This window comes from Caulobacter sp. UC70_42 (genome assembly GCF_044056025.1).
Lineage (GTDB): Bacteria > Pseudomonadota > Alphaproteobacteria > Caulobacterales > Caulobacteraceae > Caulobacter.
Genome location: NZ_CP171994.1, coordinates 4,307,897 through 4,323,350, shown reverse-complemented (window position 1 = coordinate 4,323,350; position 15,454 = coordinate 4,307,897). Strand labels below are relative to the sequence as shown.

General features: G+C 65.9%; 12 protein-coding genes and 2 pseudogenes. 8 read left to right on the top strand and 6 right to left on the bottom strand.

Features of this window, described 5'->3' with window-relative positions:
- Nucleotide 1: 1 nt before the first annotated feature.
- The 5 genes and pseudogenes from ACHMW8_RS21595 to ACHMW8_RS21575 form a co-directional block, all read right to left on the bottom strand.
- On the bottom strand, nt 2-736 hold the full coding sequence (locus tag ACHMW8_RS21595) for a hypothetical protein (RefSeq protein WP_395443752.1): 735 nt from the start codon (nt 734-736) through the stop codon (nt 2-4).
- Nucleotides 737-786: 50 nt separating this feature from the next.
- Nucleotides 787-1,497, bottom strand: a complete 711-nt coding sequence (locus ACHMW8_RS21590) for a TonB-dependent receptor domain-containing protein (protein ID WP_395443751.1) — start codon at nt 1,495-1,497, stop codon at nt 787-789.
- Entirely contained in the window at nt 1,464-3,308 is a 1,845-nt protein-coding gene (locus ACHMW8_RS21585; protein WP_395443750.1) for a TonB-dependent receptor domain-containing protein, read from the bottom strand. The genes ACHMW8_RS21590 and ACHMW8_RS21585 overlap by 34 nt, the downstream gene beginning before the upstream one ends.
- An 802-nt stretch (nt 3,309-4,110) precedes the next feature.
- Nucleotides 4,111-6,199 (bottom strand): annotated as a pseudogene (locus ACHMW8_RS21580) (copper-transporting P-type ATPase).
- A gap of 215 nt (nt 6,200-6,414) precedes the next feature.
- On the bottom strand, nt 6,415-7,092 hold the full coding sequence (locus tag ACHMW8_RS21575) for a hypothetical protein (protein ID WP_062099959.1): 678 nt from the start codon (nt 7,090-7,092) through the stop codon (nt 6,415-6,417).
- Nucleotides 7,093-7,553: 461 nt separating this feature from the next.
- On the opposite strand from ACHMW8_RS21575, the gene ACHMW8_RS21570 reads away from it, so the two are divergent.
- From ACHMW8_RS21570 to ACHMW8_RS21535, 8 genes and pseudogenes are all read left to right on the top strand, one after another.
- Nucleotides 7,554-8,180: a TonB-dependent receptor plug domain-containing protein gene (locus tag ACHMW8_RS21570; protein WP_395443749.1), complete on the top strand. Its 627-nt coding sequence runs from the start codon at nt 7,554-7,556 to the stop codon at nt 8,178-8,180.
- Nucleotides 8,181-8,787: 607 nt separating this feature from the next.
- Nucleotides 8,788-10,005: a TonB-dependent receptor domain-containing protein gene (locus ACHMW8_RS21565; protein WP_395443748.1), complete on the top strand. Its 1,218-nt coding sequence runs from the start codon at nt 8,788-8,790 to the stop codon at nt 10,003-10,005.
- A gap of 25 nt (nt 10,006-10,030) precedes the next feature.
- A complete protein-coding gene (locus tag ACHMW8_RS21560) occupies nt 10,031-10,459 on the top strand; it encodes a hypothetical protein (protein WP_395443747.1) in 429 nt (142 codons plus the stop codon).
- Nucleotides 10,460-10,493: 34 nt separating this feature from the next.
- Complete coding sequence (locus ACHMW8_RS21555) at nt 10,494-11,354, top strand: DUF4198 domain-containing protein (RefSeq protein ID WP_395443746.1); 861 nt, start codon at nt 10,494-10,496, stop codon at nt 11,352-11,354.
- A 345-nt stretch (nt 11,355-11,699) separates the two neighbouring features.
- Nucleotides 11,700-12,174 (top strand): annotated as a pseudogene (locus tag ACHMW8_RS21550) (IS3 family transposase); the annotation flags it as partial.
- Nucleotides 12,175-12,347: 173 nt separating this feature from the next.
- Entirely contained in the window at nt 12,348-13,142 is a 795-nt protein-coding gene (locus tag ACHMW8_RS21545) for a VacJ family lipoprotein (RefSeq protein ID WP_125158226.1), read from the top strand.
- A 6-nt stretch (nt 13,143-13,148) separates the two neighbouring features.
- Nucleotides 13,149-13,820: a phospholipid-binding protein MlaC gene (locus tag ACHMW8_RS21540; protein ID WP_395443745.1), complete on the top strand. Its 672-nt coding sequence runs from the start codon at nt 13,149-13,151 to the stop codon at nt 13,818-13,820.
- Nucleotides 13,756-14,805, top strand: a complete 1,050-nt coding sequence (locus ACHMW8_RS21535; protein WP_395443744.1) for a sensor histidine kinase — start codon at nt 13,756-13,758, stop codon at nt 14,803-14,805. Before ACHMW8_RS21540 ends, ACHMW8_RS21535 begins: the two co-directional genes overlap by 65 nt.
- Here the strand turns inward: ACHMW8_RS21535 and ACHMW8_RS21530 are convergent.
- A complete protein-coding gene (locus ACHMW8_RS21530) occupies nt 14,757-15,452 on the bottom strand; it encodes a response regulator transcription factor (RefSeq protein ID WP_395443743.1) in 696 nt (231 codons plus the stop codon). The two genes, ACHMW8_RS21535 and ACHMW8_RS21530, sit on opposite strands and share 49 nt — an antisense overlap.
- Nucleotides 15,453-15,454: the final 2 nt, after the last annotated feature.

Genomic DNA, 15,454 nt, shown 5'->3' with positions numbered 1-15,454 from the left:
GTCACCCTTGGGCGGGCTTGCGCACGCGGCGCTTGCGACGGAAGCTGTAGAGCAGGAGCCAGGCTCCGGTGAGCGAGGTGGCCACGGCCATCCAGGCCGCCACCCGCAGAAGCAGGTTGTTGACGTCGACCCGCGCCTCGTAATCCATGATGTGGAACATCCAGACGAAGTCGAACATCCGCCAAAGGTCGTGACGCTTGGCCACCAGCTCGCCGGTCTGAGGGGAGATGTAGAGCGTTGGGCGCCAGCGCCCGGCGAACTCCACACGCCAGATCGGAGCCGGGCGGCCCTTGATCTCGCTGGGGATGACGCTGAGCAGCTCGGTGCGCACGATCTTGCCGGGGCCAGCGAAGTGCCGCCGCGCCCGATCCTGCGCGGCCGCCTGGTCCAGGGGCGACATCTGAGCCCCGGACCGGGCGTCTACGAGCACGCGCTTCTTGCCCTCGCCGACGACGAAGACCGGCTGGCCCAGCTGGCTGTCGAGTTTGATCGTGCTGGCGGCCGCGTAGCGCGCCAGGATCTCGGCGGGGTCGCGCAGGCTCGCCGGATCGATCGGCAGGACGGGCGCGGGGCGCACCAGGGCGTCGCCATGGATGATGTCGATGTGGACGGCGGTCATGTAGAGGCCGCTCAGCATCCAGAAGAGCGCCTGGACGCCGATGATCAGCGCCAGCCATTTGTGGGTTTTGCGGGCCCAGGCCGGCCAGCGGATCGTGGATTTCTTAGCGGTCGCCATGAACGAAACGTCGCCGGCCAGGCGCAGGGCCTGGCCGGCTTCCCCCTTGTTTAGTCGAAGTGGTAGGTGAGCTTGAGGTAACCGCGACGACCCAGCAGGTCGTAGGTCATGGTGTCGGTGTTGCCGTCGGTCCAACTCTTGATGAACGGCGCCTTCTTGTCGAAGAGGTTGTCGACGCCGACCGTCAGGCCCGCGCGCGTTCCCAGCCGGTGGGCGAACTGGGCGTTGTGGTAGAAGACGTTGGATGTGCGGTAGCCGATGTCCTTGGACGCGGCGTTGAAGTCGGTGGCCTTGCCGATCATCTGCACCGAGTAATTGGCAGACCAGTGATCGCTGCGCAGCGAGGCGTTGGCGCTCGAGCGCCAGTGCGGATAGCCGCCGTTGCCGCCGCCGATAAAGCCGTCGAAGACGATCGGACTGGCGCCCAGGAACGGGGTGATCACGTACTTGTCCAGATAGGTGGTGTTCCAGTCGATGCTGGCGTCCAGCCCTCGGACATCGAAGTCGTAACGCACGCCGATATCGACGCCGCGCATCTGCTCGCGGCCCGCGTTGGAAGGCTGCGAGGACAGGAAGTTGATCTCGCCGGTCAGGGTGCTGCGGGTAAAGTTGGCCGGGCCGCAGAACGGGTGGCTGAGATTGGTCGAGGCGTAGCAGACCGCCAGCTTGGTGGAGCCGGGGATCGAGCGGATGGCGTCGGTGATCTTGATGTCGAAATAGTCGACCGTCACCGACAGGCCCGGAACGAAGGTCGGCTGCAACACCCCGCCGACCGTGAAAGTCTGGCGCTTTCCGGCGACAGGTTGGCGTTGCCGCCGACGGTGGTCAGCACCGTGTTGCCCAGCTGCACATAGTTGGCCGGCACGCCGCTGGCGCGGCAGTTGGCGACCAGTGTGGCGTTGGTGCTGCTGGAATAGCGGCTGCAGGGATCGGTGGTGGTCAGATTGCCTTCGGCCACGCCCCCGAAGAGTTCCGGGACGCTGGGAATGCGGAAGCCGGTGCCGTAGGTGGCCCGAAGGCGCAGGCCCTCGATGACGCCCCAGTTGACGCCGAGCTTGTAGGTCTCGTTGGAGCCGAAGAGATTGTAGTCGGAATAGCGCACCGCGCCGTTGAGTTCGAGGGTGCGCACCAGGGGCAGGTTGGCCAGTAGTGGCGCGGACAGCTCGACATAGGCTTCCTTGGTGGAGACCTGGCCGGAGATCGGGTCCTGCTGGTTGGTGTTGGCGATGCCCAGCACGGTCAAGGCGTCAGGGTCGCGCCAGCCCTTCTCTTCGCGATAGACCACACCGGCGGCGATGGCGAGCTTGCCGGCGGGCAGGGTCAGCAGGGAGCCCGAGACGTCGGCGGTGACGCTGCGCTGCTCGTTGCCGCCCGTGTCGCGCGAATTGTAGAGGATGTACTTCAGCGCCGCCGGCGTCAGGTCGCCCGCGCCCAGATAGTCGGCGCAGGGGATGGCCGCGCCGGGCGTGGTGCTGCACACCGCCGGATTGATCGAGTTGGCCACCCGCTCAAGATTGGCGATGTTGGTCATGCCATCGACGCCGGTGTTGCGGCCCCAGTTGGCCGCCGCCTCCCAGGTCCAGTCGCCGCCCAGCTCGCCGCGGGCGCCGCCCACGAAGCGATAGGTGTCGACGTTCTGGGAGAAAATGCGCGCGCCGGGTTCGGCCAGACGACGCTGCACCAGGGTGATGTTCTGGCCCGTCGGATTGGTCGGGTTGGACGCCGCGATCGCCAGGTTGCGCAAGGTGCCGGGGCTGGCGATCTGCCGGCTCTGGCGATGCGTGAAGAAGGCCTCGCCAAACAGCGTCACGCTGTCGGTCAGCTTGTAGTCGGCCAGGAAGGCGGTGCTGAAGCGCTGGATCGGGCTGACGGCGTTGAGGAAGGGGTTGGAGTTGAAGTTGTGCTTGGCGGCGCTGTATGGCTCGTAGAAGTTCCCGTTACCGCCTGGGGTCTGGTTGAAGTTGATCTGCTGGCCGTTGGGCAGCACCGCCCGCCCGCCGATCGTGGAGGCCGACGACAAGCAGGTCAGCACGCCGCCGACCTCGCCCAGGCCGCACGGGGCGCGGCTGGCCAGGTTGACCGCCTCGGTCTTCTGCCAGGTGATCGCGGCGGTCACCGAGCCGCGCTCGCTGTGCATGCCCCAAAGTCCGTCGATGGCGTATTCTGCCCCATCGCCTTCATCGGCGACGCCGTACTTGCCCGTGACCGTAAGGCCCTCGACATTGGTGCGCGTGACGATGTTGACGACGCCGGCAACCGCATCGGCGCCATAGATGGCCGAGGCCCCGTCCTTCAGGACGTCGATCCGGCCGATAATCGCGGTGGGGATCATGTTCAGGTCTGGTGCGCTGTTGGCGCCGGTGCCGCCGTTGACCACCCGGCGGCCGTTGATCAAGGTCAGCGTCCGGTTGATCCCCAGACCGCGCAGATTGACCTGGGCGGTGCCATAACCGTTACCCGTCCAGTAGGCGTTGGTCTGGTTGCCCGCGTTGCCGGCCGACGACGGCAGGCGCTGGAGCAGGGTCTCGACATTGTTGACGCCAGACCGTTCGACCTGCTCCTGCGAGATCACCGTCGCGGGACCGACCCCGCTGATGTCCTGACGTTTGATCCGGGTGCCGGTGACGACAACTTCCTCGAACGCTGCTGGCCTCCTGGGCTTGCGCGGCCCATGCGCTGAAAGACGCCGTGGCCATGGCGCCGGCCAATAGCATCCGCTTGAACTGCCGGTTCATCGAGTGATCCCCCTCGTGTGTGTCCAATCCCGCCCCGACCAGGGCGTCTTGAGGGGCATGCTCGGGAACCGCTGGCCGCAGCGTCAAGCTATGTATATACATATGAGCGCGTTTGGACGGGTAAGTTCGTGCGCGTTAGCGCGCTCTCGAGGCGGAAACGCGCATGAAAATTACCGAATTATGGAAACTGGTGTCGAATTTCAGAATATTTCCGTCACGTAACGGTTATTTTTCGGAAATCCAATTATTCGATCGGCCAGTTGGCCTGCGCCTATAATTTCAGTGCCTGATGATCGGAGTCTAATCGTTCAATGCAGCGATGATTGATCAATATCGATTCGACAATCTTATACTGAAGATTCAAATATTTGATCAATTCTGAAAAATACTGGCCATATAAATTAGACGTGACATATCGAGCGTCGAACTAATTCAACGCTTAGTCGAGCTTATATTCAAATGAGCGTGGGGGGCGGACCTTGTGGGCGCCGCCGTCATCCACGCTCTTCAGCGGGGATACGCAGCGCGTGCGAATGCCCCTCAAAAAAATCGCAAGCCACGTTTTGGAGCCGGGAAGCCGTTCATAAGCGGCGTCTCGACCGAGGCATGCAGCGCCTCTGAGCGACCGCGTCCGTCCGCTCAGAGGCGGATCGCGCGCAGCCTCAGGGCGTTGCCAATGACGCTCACCGACGAGAGCGCCATGGCCGCTGCTGCGATGGCCGGAGACAGCAGCCAGCCAAAGGCCGGATAGAGCACGCCCGCGGCGATGGGGATGCCGGCGACGTTGTAGGCGAAGGCGAAGAACAGGTTCTGGCGGATATTGCCCATCACCGCGCGCGACAGCCGGCGAGCCTTGACCAGACCCTCCAGGTCGCCATGCAGCAGGGTCACCCCCGCGCTTTCGATGGCCACGTCCGAGCCCGCGCCCATAGCGACCCCGACCTCGGCGGCGGCCAGGGCAGGGGCGTCATTGACCCCATCGCCGGCCATGGCGACCTTGCGGCCTTCGCGACGGAGGCGTTCGACGACTTCAGCCTTCTCGTGCGGCAGGACGTCGGCCTCGACCTCCTCGATGCCCAACTTGGCGGCCACGGCTTGGGCAGTCGTGCGGTTGTCGCCCGTCAGCATGACGACCCGGATCCCGTCGGCCTTCAGCGTCTCGACCGCCTTGGCCGTCGTGGGCTTGATCGGGTCGGCGATGGCCAGGACCGCGGCCGGACGCGCGTCGATGGCGACATAGATCGCCGTGGCGCCGTCCTGGCGCAGGGTTTCGGCGATGTCCGACAGCGCGCCGGGCGCCAGGCCTTGTTCATCCAGGAACCGCGCCGAGCCGATGACGACGGCGCGGCCGTCGACCTTGCCGATCACGCCCTTGCCCAGCGGGGAGTCAAAGCCTTGCGGGTGGCTGAGCGGCAGTTCCTTGGCCGCCGCAGCACGCAGGATCGCATCGCCCAAGGGGTGTTCACTGGCGCGCTCTAGGCTGGCGGCCAGGCGCAGGACCTCATCCTGGGCAAAGCCCTCGACCACATGGATCGCGGTGACCGCCGGCCGTCCTTCGGTCAGGGTGCCGGTCTTGTCGACCACCAGGGTGTCGATGGTTTCGAAACGCTCCAGCGCCTCGGCGTTCTTGATCAGCACGCCGGCCCGCGCGCCGCGTCCAACCCCGACCATGATCGAGATCGGCGTGGCCAGGCCCAGAGCGCAGGGGCAGGCGATGATCAGCACCGAGACCGCCGCCACCAGCGCGAAGGCCAGGCGCGGGGGCGGGCCGATCAACGCCCAGACCAGGAAGGCGGCCACGGCCGCAGCGATCACCGCCGGGACGAACCAGCTCGAGACCCGGTCGGCCATGCGCTGGATCGGCGCGCGGCTGCGCTGGGCCTGGGCCACCATGGCGACGATCTGGGCCAGCAGCGTGTCGGAGCCGACCTTGTCGGCGATCATCAGGAACGAACCGGTCTTGTTGAGCGAACCGCCGATGACGGTGTCGCCCGGCTTCTTGGCCACCGGCATGGACTCGCCGGTGACCGAGAGACTCATCGACCTGGGCCTCGCCCATCAGCACCCGGCCATCGACCGGGACCTTCTCGCCGGGCCGGACCTGGAGGTTGAAGCCTGGCTGGATCTCCTCGACCGGGATCTCGAAGTCCTCGCCGTCGAACGAACGGCGCGCGGTCTTTGGCGTCAGGTCCAGCAGCGCCCGAATGGCGCCCGAAGTGTTCTCGCGAGCCCGCAATTCCAGAACCTGGCCCAAGAGCACCAAGACGGTGATGACCGACGCGGCCTCGAAATAGATCGGGGTGGAGCCGTCGGCGCCGCGGAAAGCCGGCGGAAAGACCTGCGGCGCCAAGGTGGCGGCGATGCTGTAGCTCCAGGCCACCCCGATGCCCATGGCGATCAGGGTGAACATGTTGAGCTGACGGGTCAGGATCGACCGCGCGCCGCGCTCGAAGAACGGCCAGCCGCAGCCGAGAACCACCGCGGTGGCCAGCACGAGCTGAATCCAGGCCGACACGCCGGGCGGCAGGTGCAGGAGCATCAGGCCCATGTGCGGCCCCATCTCCAGGGCGAACACCGGCAGGGTCAGAACCACCGCGATCCAGAAGCGCCACGTCATGTCCCGCAGTTCGGGATTGGGCTGGGACTGGGCGGTGACCGTGACCGGCTCGAGCGCCATGCCGCAGATCGGACAGGCGCCCGGCGCATCCCGGCGGATCTCGGGGTGCATGGGGCAGGTATGGACGAGGCCTTCGCGTCGGGGCGCGGGCGTGGAGGTCTGCTGCGCACCACGGCCATGGCCGTGGTGCTCGTGCGAATGCTCGTTCACGATCGTTCGCTCTCACCGCTATCAATACTGCGTGTCGATACGCGCCGGTGGGCGGGACCCCTCATGTGTAGCTGCAGAAAATGCTCGCGGCCGATCGCCGAAGGCGTGTCGTCGGATCAGGCGGCGCGCAGGGTGGTGTCTGGTGGGCAGGCGTCCTCGTCCTGGTCGGGCCAGGCGGTGCGGCGCGCCAATCCTGGCGTCAGGAACAGGAGTGGCAGCTTGAAGGCCAAGAGTTCGCCATGGACGAAGCCATCGACCAGGTGCTCCCACCAGTTGGGCGGGCGACGACCATGGTCGCGCAGCCATCCATCGTACGGCGCCCAATGGCTGGGCTCGTCCTGCTCGATCACCCGAAAGATCTTGGTCAGGGTGCTGTCGTCCCGCACCGCGGCGTTGCGCAGGAGGTCCTCAACCTGACGATGGCCCCGCTTTTCTGTCAGGGAAATGATCCGGCAGAGCCGTTCGAACAGGTCGTCGCGGCCGATCAGCTCGGGGGGCAGATCGTCAATCGGCGAGCCGAACATGATCTCGACGAAGCGATCGATGTGCCCGAAGGCGCGGTCCAGATCGAGCGGCATCACGCCTCGGCGTTCGAACCACCGGCGGAACATCAGATAGTGTTTGCGCTCGTCGGCGCGATGGCGCTCGACCAGCCCGATCAGCGCCTGGTCGTCAGGCCAGCTTGAACGGATCGCGGTGAGCATGCGGTCGATCGCCGTGTATCCGCGATGTTCATTGTAGAGGTAGATCGAGCAGAGGACGTCGAGAAAACGACGCCTGAAACGGTCGCCCATCGGGCCATCTCCCCAAGGTTCGGCGCGCTCTATCCCGACGGCGGCGGGCCTGAACCTTGGCTATAACGGTCCGGGCGCGACGCTGTTCCGAGCACCGTCGGGGCAAGATCGTGGCTGCGCATCCTGATCACCGATACGAGGCGCGGGTGAGCCATGGGTCTGGTCGTCCGGGTTCGATCGCCATCCATCAGCGTCGCCGAAAAGGCGGCCGCGGCTTCCGCGGACCGCTGCCTGTTTGATCAGACATGGCCAGAAAAAACGGAAATTTTAGGCGCCCGATCCTGCAAAAGCAGGGCGGCTTTTAGCGGGGAAACACGGTCTGAGGGGTGAGCTATCGCCACTGCGTACGCGATACAGGGGGCCGCAATTTGGCCCAAATCCAGATCGTGAGAACAGCATTTTCGGCCAACAACACTTTTCGTTGCCGACTTTTCAGCACCTCCGTCATCGCCGGCCTGGCGATGGTCGGCGCCGCCAGCCTGATGGCGGCTCCCGCCGTCGCCCAGACGCAGGATGAGCCCGCCCAGATCGACGAAGTCATCGTCACCGGCTCCCGCATCGCCCGGAAGGACTACGCCGCCAACAGCCCGATCGTCACCGTCACCCAGGAAGATTTCCAGGCGACCGGCTCGATCAACATCGAGACCCTGATCAACGACCTGCCGCAGTTCACGCCGGCGGCGAACGCAGCATCCAACAACCCCAACTCCGGCGGCCAGGCGAACGTGCAGCTGCGCGGCTTGGGGACGGTGCGCACCCTGGTCCTGCTCAACGGTCGCCGCGTGGTGCCGTCCAACGCTTCCTCCGTGGTCGACCTGAACCTACTGCCCACGCCTCTGATCTCATCCATCGAGACGATCACCGGCGGGGCTTCGTCGACCTACGGCTCGGACGCCGTGGCGGGCGTTCTGAACTTCCTGGTCAACGACAAGTTCGAAGGCGTGCAGCTGGATCTGCAGTATGGCCAGTCGAGCCGCAACGACGCGGCCACCACCGCCGTCAGCCTGACGATGGGCGGCCCCGATCGCCGACGGGCGGGGCAGGGCGGCGCTGTCGCTAAGCTATTCGGAGCGCGACAGCGTCTTTAACGCCGCGCGCCGTTCGCCCTCGATTTCGGGTTTCGCGGGCACCTCACCGCTGGGCTCCACGGTCTTCGACGCCACCAACCTGCCAAGCGCCGCGGCCATCACGGCGGCGATTCCGGGCGCGGCCCGGGCAACACCTTCGGTTTCAACAACAACGGCACGCTGTTCGCCTACCAGGGCGCACGTGACTACATCAGCCCCGGCGGTATCGACTACGAGGGCTTCCGCATGCCCGGGCCGCTGCAGCAGACCGATTTCACCTACAACACCGGTCCGCAGAACTACCTGATCATTCCGCAGACCCGCTACAACATCTACGGCGCGGCAAGCTACGAGATCAATTCGGCGATCAAAGCCTATGCCGACTTCATGTTCTCGCAGTACGAAAGCGGCAACCTGCTCGCGCCCAATCCCGCCACCGGGCCCACGACCGGCTTCCGCGTTCCCTCAACCAACCCCTTCATCTCGGCCGAGCTGCGCGGTGTGCTCAACTCCCGGCCCGACCCGACCGGGTCGTTCCGCCTCGAACAAGCGCTTCAACATCCTGGGTCCGCGCCAGCAGACCGAGAACTACAGCGTCTTCCAGGTCACCACGGGGCTTCGCGGCGACTTGAAGGGCCTGGGCGACTGGACCTACGACGCCTACTTCTCGTATGGCCGCGTCGACGATGGCACCACCTACACCGGCTATCTGTCGCGCTCGGCCACGCAGCGTCTGCTGGACGCCAGTGACGGCGGCAATTCTCTCTGCGCGGGCGGCTTTAATCCGTTCGGCGAGACGAAGCTGAGCGCCTCGTGCATCAACTACATCAGCCGCATCGCCAAAAACACGACGGTCAATGACCAGCGCGTCTTCGAGGCCAACGTCCAGGGCGGCGTCTTCGATCTGCCGGCTGGGCAGGTCCGTCTCGCTCTGGGCGGCACCTACCGCGAGCAGAACTACAAGCTCGTCCCGGACGCCTTGCTGCTGGCCACCTTCACGCTCAACGGCGTCACCGGCCCTGAACTGGCGGGCAACTCGGCCCAGCCCCTGGCCGGTTCGGACAGCGTCTACGAAGGCTATGGCGAAATCCTGATCCCGCTGTTGCGGGACCTGCCGTTCGTCCACCGCCTGGAGACCAACCTCGGCTATCGGGTCTCCAAGTACAACTCCATCGGCGGCGTCCAGTCGTACAAGGCCGACGCCAGCTGGGAGATCGTCGAGCGCCTTCGCGTGCGCGGCGGTATCCAGCGCGCGGTCCGCGCGCCATCCATCGGTGAACTGTTCGGTCCGCAGAACCTGTCCTTCCCGTCGATCGGCGTGCCGGTGTCCTCGAACGGGCGCTCGGCAATTCTCGGGCGATCCTTGCGACGTTCGCGGCTCCTATCGCGCGCCGGGCGCGACGGGCGCAGCTTCGGTTCGAAACCTCTGTCTGGCGCAGAACGTGCCGGGGCAGGTGATCGACGGCTTCACCTTCTCCAACTCCCAGGTCTCGGGTCTGACGGGCGGCAATCCCAACCTGCGCGAAGAGACCGCGAACTCGTTCACGGTCGGCGTCTCGTGGCAGTCGCAGTTCGCCAACCCCTGGCTTGGCCACCTGTCGGGTCGATCGACTACTACGACATCAGCATCAAGCAGGTGGTCGGCACCGTGTCGGTGACCAACAGCTGCGGCGCTGCTTCAATCAGGACGGGGTCTCCAACCCGACCTACGACCAGAACAACTTCTTCTGCCAGCTGTTCAGCCGCGACCCCAACTCGGGCCAGATCATCAACACCTTCGAGACCAACGCCAATCTCGGCACGCTCAAGACCACCGGCATCGACTTCCAGGTCGACTGGCGTCTGAACCTGGTCGACCTCGGCGCGCCTGATTGGGGGACGCTGGCTTTCAACGTCACGGGCAACAAGCTGCAGAGTGGCAGCGCCAGGACATCCCGGGCGGCGCCTTCACCGATCGCAAGGGCACCATCTCCAACTCCTTCGGCCTGACGCTGCCGGAATGGAAGGTGCTGACATCGGCCAACTGGATCTACGGCCCGGTGAACCTTGGCGCGCGGTGGCGCTACCAGGGCGCGGTCGAGAATTTCAATAATCGCGCCCAAGCCATTGATGCCGTGAACTACTTCGACCTCAACGGTTCGTGGAAGGTCAATGGCGCGATCTCGCTCCGCGGTGGCGTGAACAACCTCACCGACCAGCAGCCTCCGGTCTACACGCCGGCCATCTCGGCCAACACCGATCCGTCGACGTACGACCTGATCGGGCGGCGCTTCTATGTCGGCCTGACGGCCAAGTTCTAATCGCAAGACCTTCAGATAAATCAGGAATATCGAAATGTGTGGTAAGTTCTCTCTCATCCCGAGCAAGGTGCAGGCGCGTCTGGTCGGGGCCTGTCTGGCGGCGCTCTTCGCGTCCAGCGCCTCGGCGCATGACTTCTTCATCATGCCCGCCAAGTTCAAGGTCGAACGCGGCGCGCCACTGATGGTCGACGTCACGATCGGCAGCAGCTTTCCTGGCCTGACCAACCCGGTGCCGCCTGAGCGCATCGCCGAGCTTCGCGTCGTCGGCGGCCCTCAGTCGGTCTTCGAGGTCGAAGGGCCCGGCTCCAAGTCGCTGAAGACCCACTTCAAGGGTGATACGCCGGGGCTGGCGATCCTCTCCGCCCGCGCCGTAGCCAGGGAGGTGGAATACCCGGAAGAGCGGATCGCCGGGATCATGGAGGAGTATCAAGTCGAGCCGGCGGCGGTGAAGGCCGTCGAGGCGCTGCCGCGCCCGCGTGTCCTAAAGGCCCTGTCGACCCGCTTCGCCAAGTCCTTCGTCTGCGTCGAACGGTGCGACGGCGGGAGCGACCCGATGCGGCCGTTGGGCCATAGCGTCGAGTTCATCGCGACCGATGCTTCGGCGAAGAGCTTCACCCTGCTGAGCAAGGGAGCTCCGCTGGCGAACTATCCGGTGATCATCGCCAAGCCGGACGGCGTCCGTAGCCATCTGCACACCTCGGCCCAAGGAACGATCGATCTTCCTGGGGACGTGAGTGGCCCGATGATGCTGTTCGCCGCGGTGATGAAGCCGCCCGCTGAAGCCGGTGGACGCTTCACGATGGACCTCGCGTCGCTGACGCTAGTCAAGAACTCAGTGGGTAGGGCTCCCGGCGGGGATCAAGCTTCGCCGGGAGCTACCGACTTCCAGTCATAAGGCAGCGGCGGACCCTTCGGCGGCCGGATCAGATATCTTTGGCCAGCCTAGCCCGCGATGTCCGACGGCCGCGTTTGCAGCCCTTGTCGCTCCGTGGAAGCCGTTGGAGTACAATAGCGTACGCATATTGATCGGCTTCATCCGACAAGGGGCGCCAAGCCGGCTTATCCTGAGGTTTTGCGGTTTCTAAGAGCTTGAACGGTAAGGATAAATCGGCGGTTCGAAGCCTTCTGAACGGCTGTAGCGTAATGCGCTTGCGAAGGTAAGCTTGACCGCAGCTCGCTTGTCTTCGAGATGCTCTGAAGACCAAAAATTCCATGATCCTCCCTCGTTTGAGTGGACACCGAGACGGTCCTACGACGATGGATGATGCAGTACGGGGCGAGGGCGACGGGGTCGGCGCGGCGGCCCCCCACGCAAGCGCCGGCCCCGTCGCCGTCTGATCTGGCCTCAGAGAACGCCCGGCTGCGTCGTGAGAACGACCATCTGCGGATGGAGCGCGACATCCTGAAAAAAGCCGCGCTCATCTTCGGAGCGGCCTCCCGATGAAGTTCGGGTTCGTCGATGAGCACCGCGGCGCCTGGCCGGTTCGGATGATGTGTCGGATCCTGGGTCTGTCAGCCAGCGGCGACTACGCCTGGCGCGTCAGGCCCGAGAGCCGGCGGGCGGCGGCCAATCGCGCGCTGATCGAGGACATCCGCCTGATCCATGCCGAGAGCTGCGGGACCTATGGCGCCCGCGCGTCCATGCCGTCCTGCGCGGCCATGGTCGCCGCGCCGGATTGCGCGGCCCGGCCGCGCTGCCCCGCCGAGGCCGAACGCAGAGCGGCTTAACCCCGTCCACTTTCTCGGGGGAGGATCACAGTTCGTGGAGGCGCGTCAACGTCAGTTCATGGCGCCATCCCGCACACTGCGGATGGGACGTCTCACACAGAAAGCTTCAAGCAAGTTACGGCGGCCATAGGGCTGGGCATCCTTCCTGGAGCCCAACGTCATGACCAAGTCGTTCTCCGCCGCCCGTCGCCTGGGCTTAATCGCCAGCCTGACCTTGGCATACGCCGCGCCGCACCACGCTCTGGCGAAAGCCCTCCCTGAACGCCCGCTTGAATTGACGCGGGAAGTCGGTCCCCTCGCACACGATCCATGGGAAGGGCTCAACCGAAAGACCTTCAAATTCAATCAGGGCCTCGACCGCGTCCTGATCGGGCCGATCGGACGGGGGTACATGAAGGTGACGCCGCGTGTCGTTCGCGGCCGGGTGTCCTCGTTCGTGGCCAACCTGGCCGAGCCGCGCACCGCCATCAACGATCTGGCCCAGGGTCGCCCGCGCGCGGCCGGCGTGACGGCCTCGCGCTTTCTGATCAACACGACGGTTGGGGGGCTTGGCCTGTTCGACGTCGGCGGTAAGCTGGGCCTGGAAGGCCACCAAGGTGATTTCGGCCAGACCCTGGGACGTTACGGCGCCGGTTCGGGGCGTTATCTGGTCCTGCCGCTGATGGGGCCGACCACCTTGCGAGACGGCGTCGGCCAGTTGGTAGACATGATGACTGATCCCGTCGCCATGGCGACGGCTGGCGGTCCGAAAATGTTCGGCCCCATCCGCTCTGGCGCCACCATGCTCGACGGACGCGCCAACGCCGACGGCTTTCTTCGCGCCCTGGACGACGCGGCGGATCCCTATGCGATGATGCGGTCCGCCTACCTGCAGAATCGAGCGGATATGGTTCGTCAGGCTCGCGGCGGCGCCCAGGTGCTGCCAGACTTCGACGCGGCCAAGATCGAGCCCTGAACGCGCATGACCTATCGCTTCAGTCCTTGGCGCGTTCTCATGGAATGCGCGCTGCCCGCCCCATGGCCGGTCCTCGTCGGCCAGCAGGACGCCGAAGTCTTCGTGTCCGAAGTCGTACGGGATCTTTTGCGCATCATGGCCGATGCGACTTTAAGTCCGCCCAGGCGGGCGGCGGCTTTCGCTGCGGTCCTGGGGCGCGTAGCAGACGTCGGACGCGTCACGGATCTGCTCCTGGGCGATCGAGCTTGCCGGCTGACCCCAGCGCGGAGGCAGCGCTTCGCAGCGGCGCTCGCCTCCTATGTCGGGCGCGCCTATGACGGCCGCCTGCGGAGCGGGTCGGCCGAGGATTTCACCCTGCTGGGATCGACCGCTGCCAAGCTTGACGAGGCCGTTGTCCGCTTCACGATCCGGGACGCCCGGGCCTTCGCGCCGATCCAGATGTCCTGGCGCGTCTTGCGATCGGTGGGCGGATGGCGGTTGATCGACCTGGAGTACCGCGGGATTTGGCTGGTCGACGCGCACCGGTCGAGGGGACGCCAGCGCAAGGGGGAACATGTCGATGCCGCGCCGGGTCTTGATGCGTCTACATCGAACACTGGGCGGCCCGTCGCTGATGCGGATGCTCGTGCCGCTGGTCCTGCTGGCGGTCGCCGCCACGATCCTGTTCGCCATGGCTAACGGCGACACGCCCGAAGAGCACGCCATGTCGCTGCTGCAGCGCATGCGGCCCGCGCGCCTGTGGGCTGAGACCGCCGACAGCGCAACGGAGATCCTGCTGCTGGTGAGCCTGATGATGGTCGGCGTCTATCTGACCCTGCATATCGGCCTTCGGCCTCTGCGGCGCCTGTCAAGGCTGGCCGGCGACATCGGTCCCGCGACCATAGACGCCCGTCTGCCGGTCGAGAGTGCGCCACGCGAGGTCGCCCCGCTGGTCGAGGCCTTCAACGCCGCTCTCGATCGGCTGGAGACCGGTCTGCGCGCGCAGCGGGATTTCTCGGCCAACGCCGCCCACGAGCTCCGCACGCCGCTGGCGACGCTGCGGGCCCAGGTCGAGAGCCTGCTCGAGCCGGGCGAGCGCCAGGCGGCCAGCGAGGAGTTCGAGCGGCTGGGTCGACTGATCGCCCAGCTCCTCGCATTGGCCGAGGCCGAGGGCGGCGCCTTGGGCGCCGATACGCGCTTCGACCTGGTCGCGCTGTCGCAAGACGTGGCCAGCGATATGGCCAGCTTCATCCTGTCCAGCGGTCGGACGCTCAGCTTCGACAGCGCGGTCCAGGCGCTCTCGCTCGACGGCCAGGTCGGGCTTGTGGAGACGGCTCTGCGCAATCTGCTTGAGAACGCCGTCCGCCATACGCCCCCCGGCGCGGAGATCCTCGTGGCGGTCACCGCCGACGGCGTGGTGCGGGTCAGCGACGATGGGCCCGGCGTGCCGGCCCAGATCCGGGACCGGGTGTTCGAACGCTTCAATCGCGGGAATCCGAGCGGGGCTGGCGCTGGCCTGGGCCTGTCGATCGTGCGCCAGATCATGGAGCGGCACGGCGGCGCGGCGCGGTTGGCTTCCGTCGAGCGCGGCGCGTGTTTCGAGCTCGACTTCCGGCCGCAAGGCCATCGCGGCGATCAGTCGGTCGCGCCGGTTCCTGCGGGCGGTAACCGGACGGCCATGTAGCCCAGGCCCCGAAGGGCGCGGATCGTCACGTCGGCGCCCAGCTCGGCCATCTTCCGGCGCACGCGATGGACGTGCACCTGGATGGAGTTGTCGGTGTAGTCCTGGTCCAGGCTGTGCAGGCTGTCGCCCAGCTGAGCCTTGGTCACAACACGGTCGGGATGGCGCAGGAAGCGTTCCAGCACGATGCTTTCGCCCCGCGACAGCGGCAGGCGCGCTTCGCCGACGCAGATCTCCCGCGCGCCCTGGTCGTACTCAATATCGCCGTAGCGCAGGACGTCGGCCGTCAGGTCCGGTCGACGTCCCAGCGCGCGCAGACGCGCCACCAGTTCTTCGATGGCGAAGGGCTTGATCAGATAGTCGTCGGCGCCGCGCTCCAGCCCCTGAACCCGCTGGTCGATGCTGCCCAGGGCGGTCAGCATCAGGACCGGCGTGCGCAGGCCGGCGGCGCGGGCCTGGGCCAGGAGGTCCAGCCCGTTTTCGCGACCCAGCATGATGTCGAGGATCACCACGTCGTAGGTCACGCTACGCCAGGCGTGCCAGCCGTCTTCCAGCGTGTCGAAGAGGTCGACCGTGAAGCCGGCCTTGACCAGCGACCGGGTGGTCGCTTCGCCAAGCCGAACATTGTCCTCGATCAGCAGGACGCGCATGG

Excerpts from the sequence above, each read along its gene's own strand:
- ACHMW8_RS21595 (WP_395443752.1), bottom strand. The coding sequence starts at position 736 with ATGGCGACCGCTAAGAAATCCACGATCCGCTGGCCGGCCTGGGCCCGC.
- ACHMW8_RS21575 (WP_062099959.1), bottom strand. The coding sequence starts at position 7,092 with ATGGGCGACCGTTTCAGGCGTCGTTTTCTCGACGTCCTCTGCTCGATC.
- ACHMW8_RS21570 (WP_395443749.1), top strand. The coding sequence starts at position 7,554 with ATGGTCGGCGCCGCCAGCCTGATGGCGGCTCCCGCCGTCGCCCAGACG.
- ACHMW8_RS21555 (WP_395443746.1), top strand. The coding sequence starts at position 10,494 with ATGTGTGGTAAGTTCTCTCTCATCCCGAGCAAGGTGCAGGCGCGTCTG.
- ACHMW8_RS21545 (WP_125158226.1), top strand. The coding sequence starts at position 12,348 with ATGACCAAGTCGTTCTCCGCCGCCCGTCGCCTGGGCTTAATCGCCAGC.
- ACHMW8_RS21540 (WP_395443745.1), top strand. The coding sequence starts at position 13,149 with ATGACCTATCGCTTCAGTCCTTGGCGCGTTCTCATGGAATGCGCGCTG.
- ACHMW8_RS21535 (WP_395443744.1), top strand. The coding sequence starts at position 13,756 with ATGCGGATGCTCGTGCCGCTGGTCCTGCTGGCGGTCGCCGCCACGATC.
- ACHMW8_RS21530 (WP_395443743.1), bottom strand. The coding sequence starts at position 15,452 with ATGCGCGTCCTGCTGATCGAGGACAATGTTCGGCTTGGCGAAGCGACC.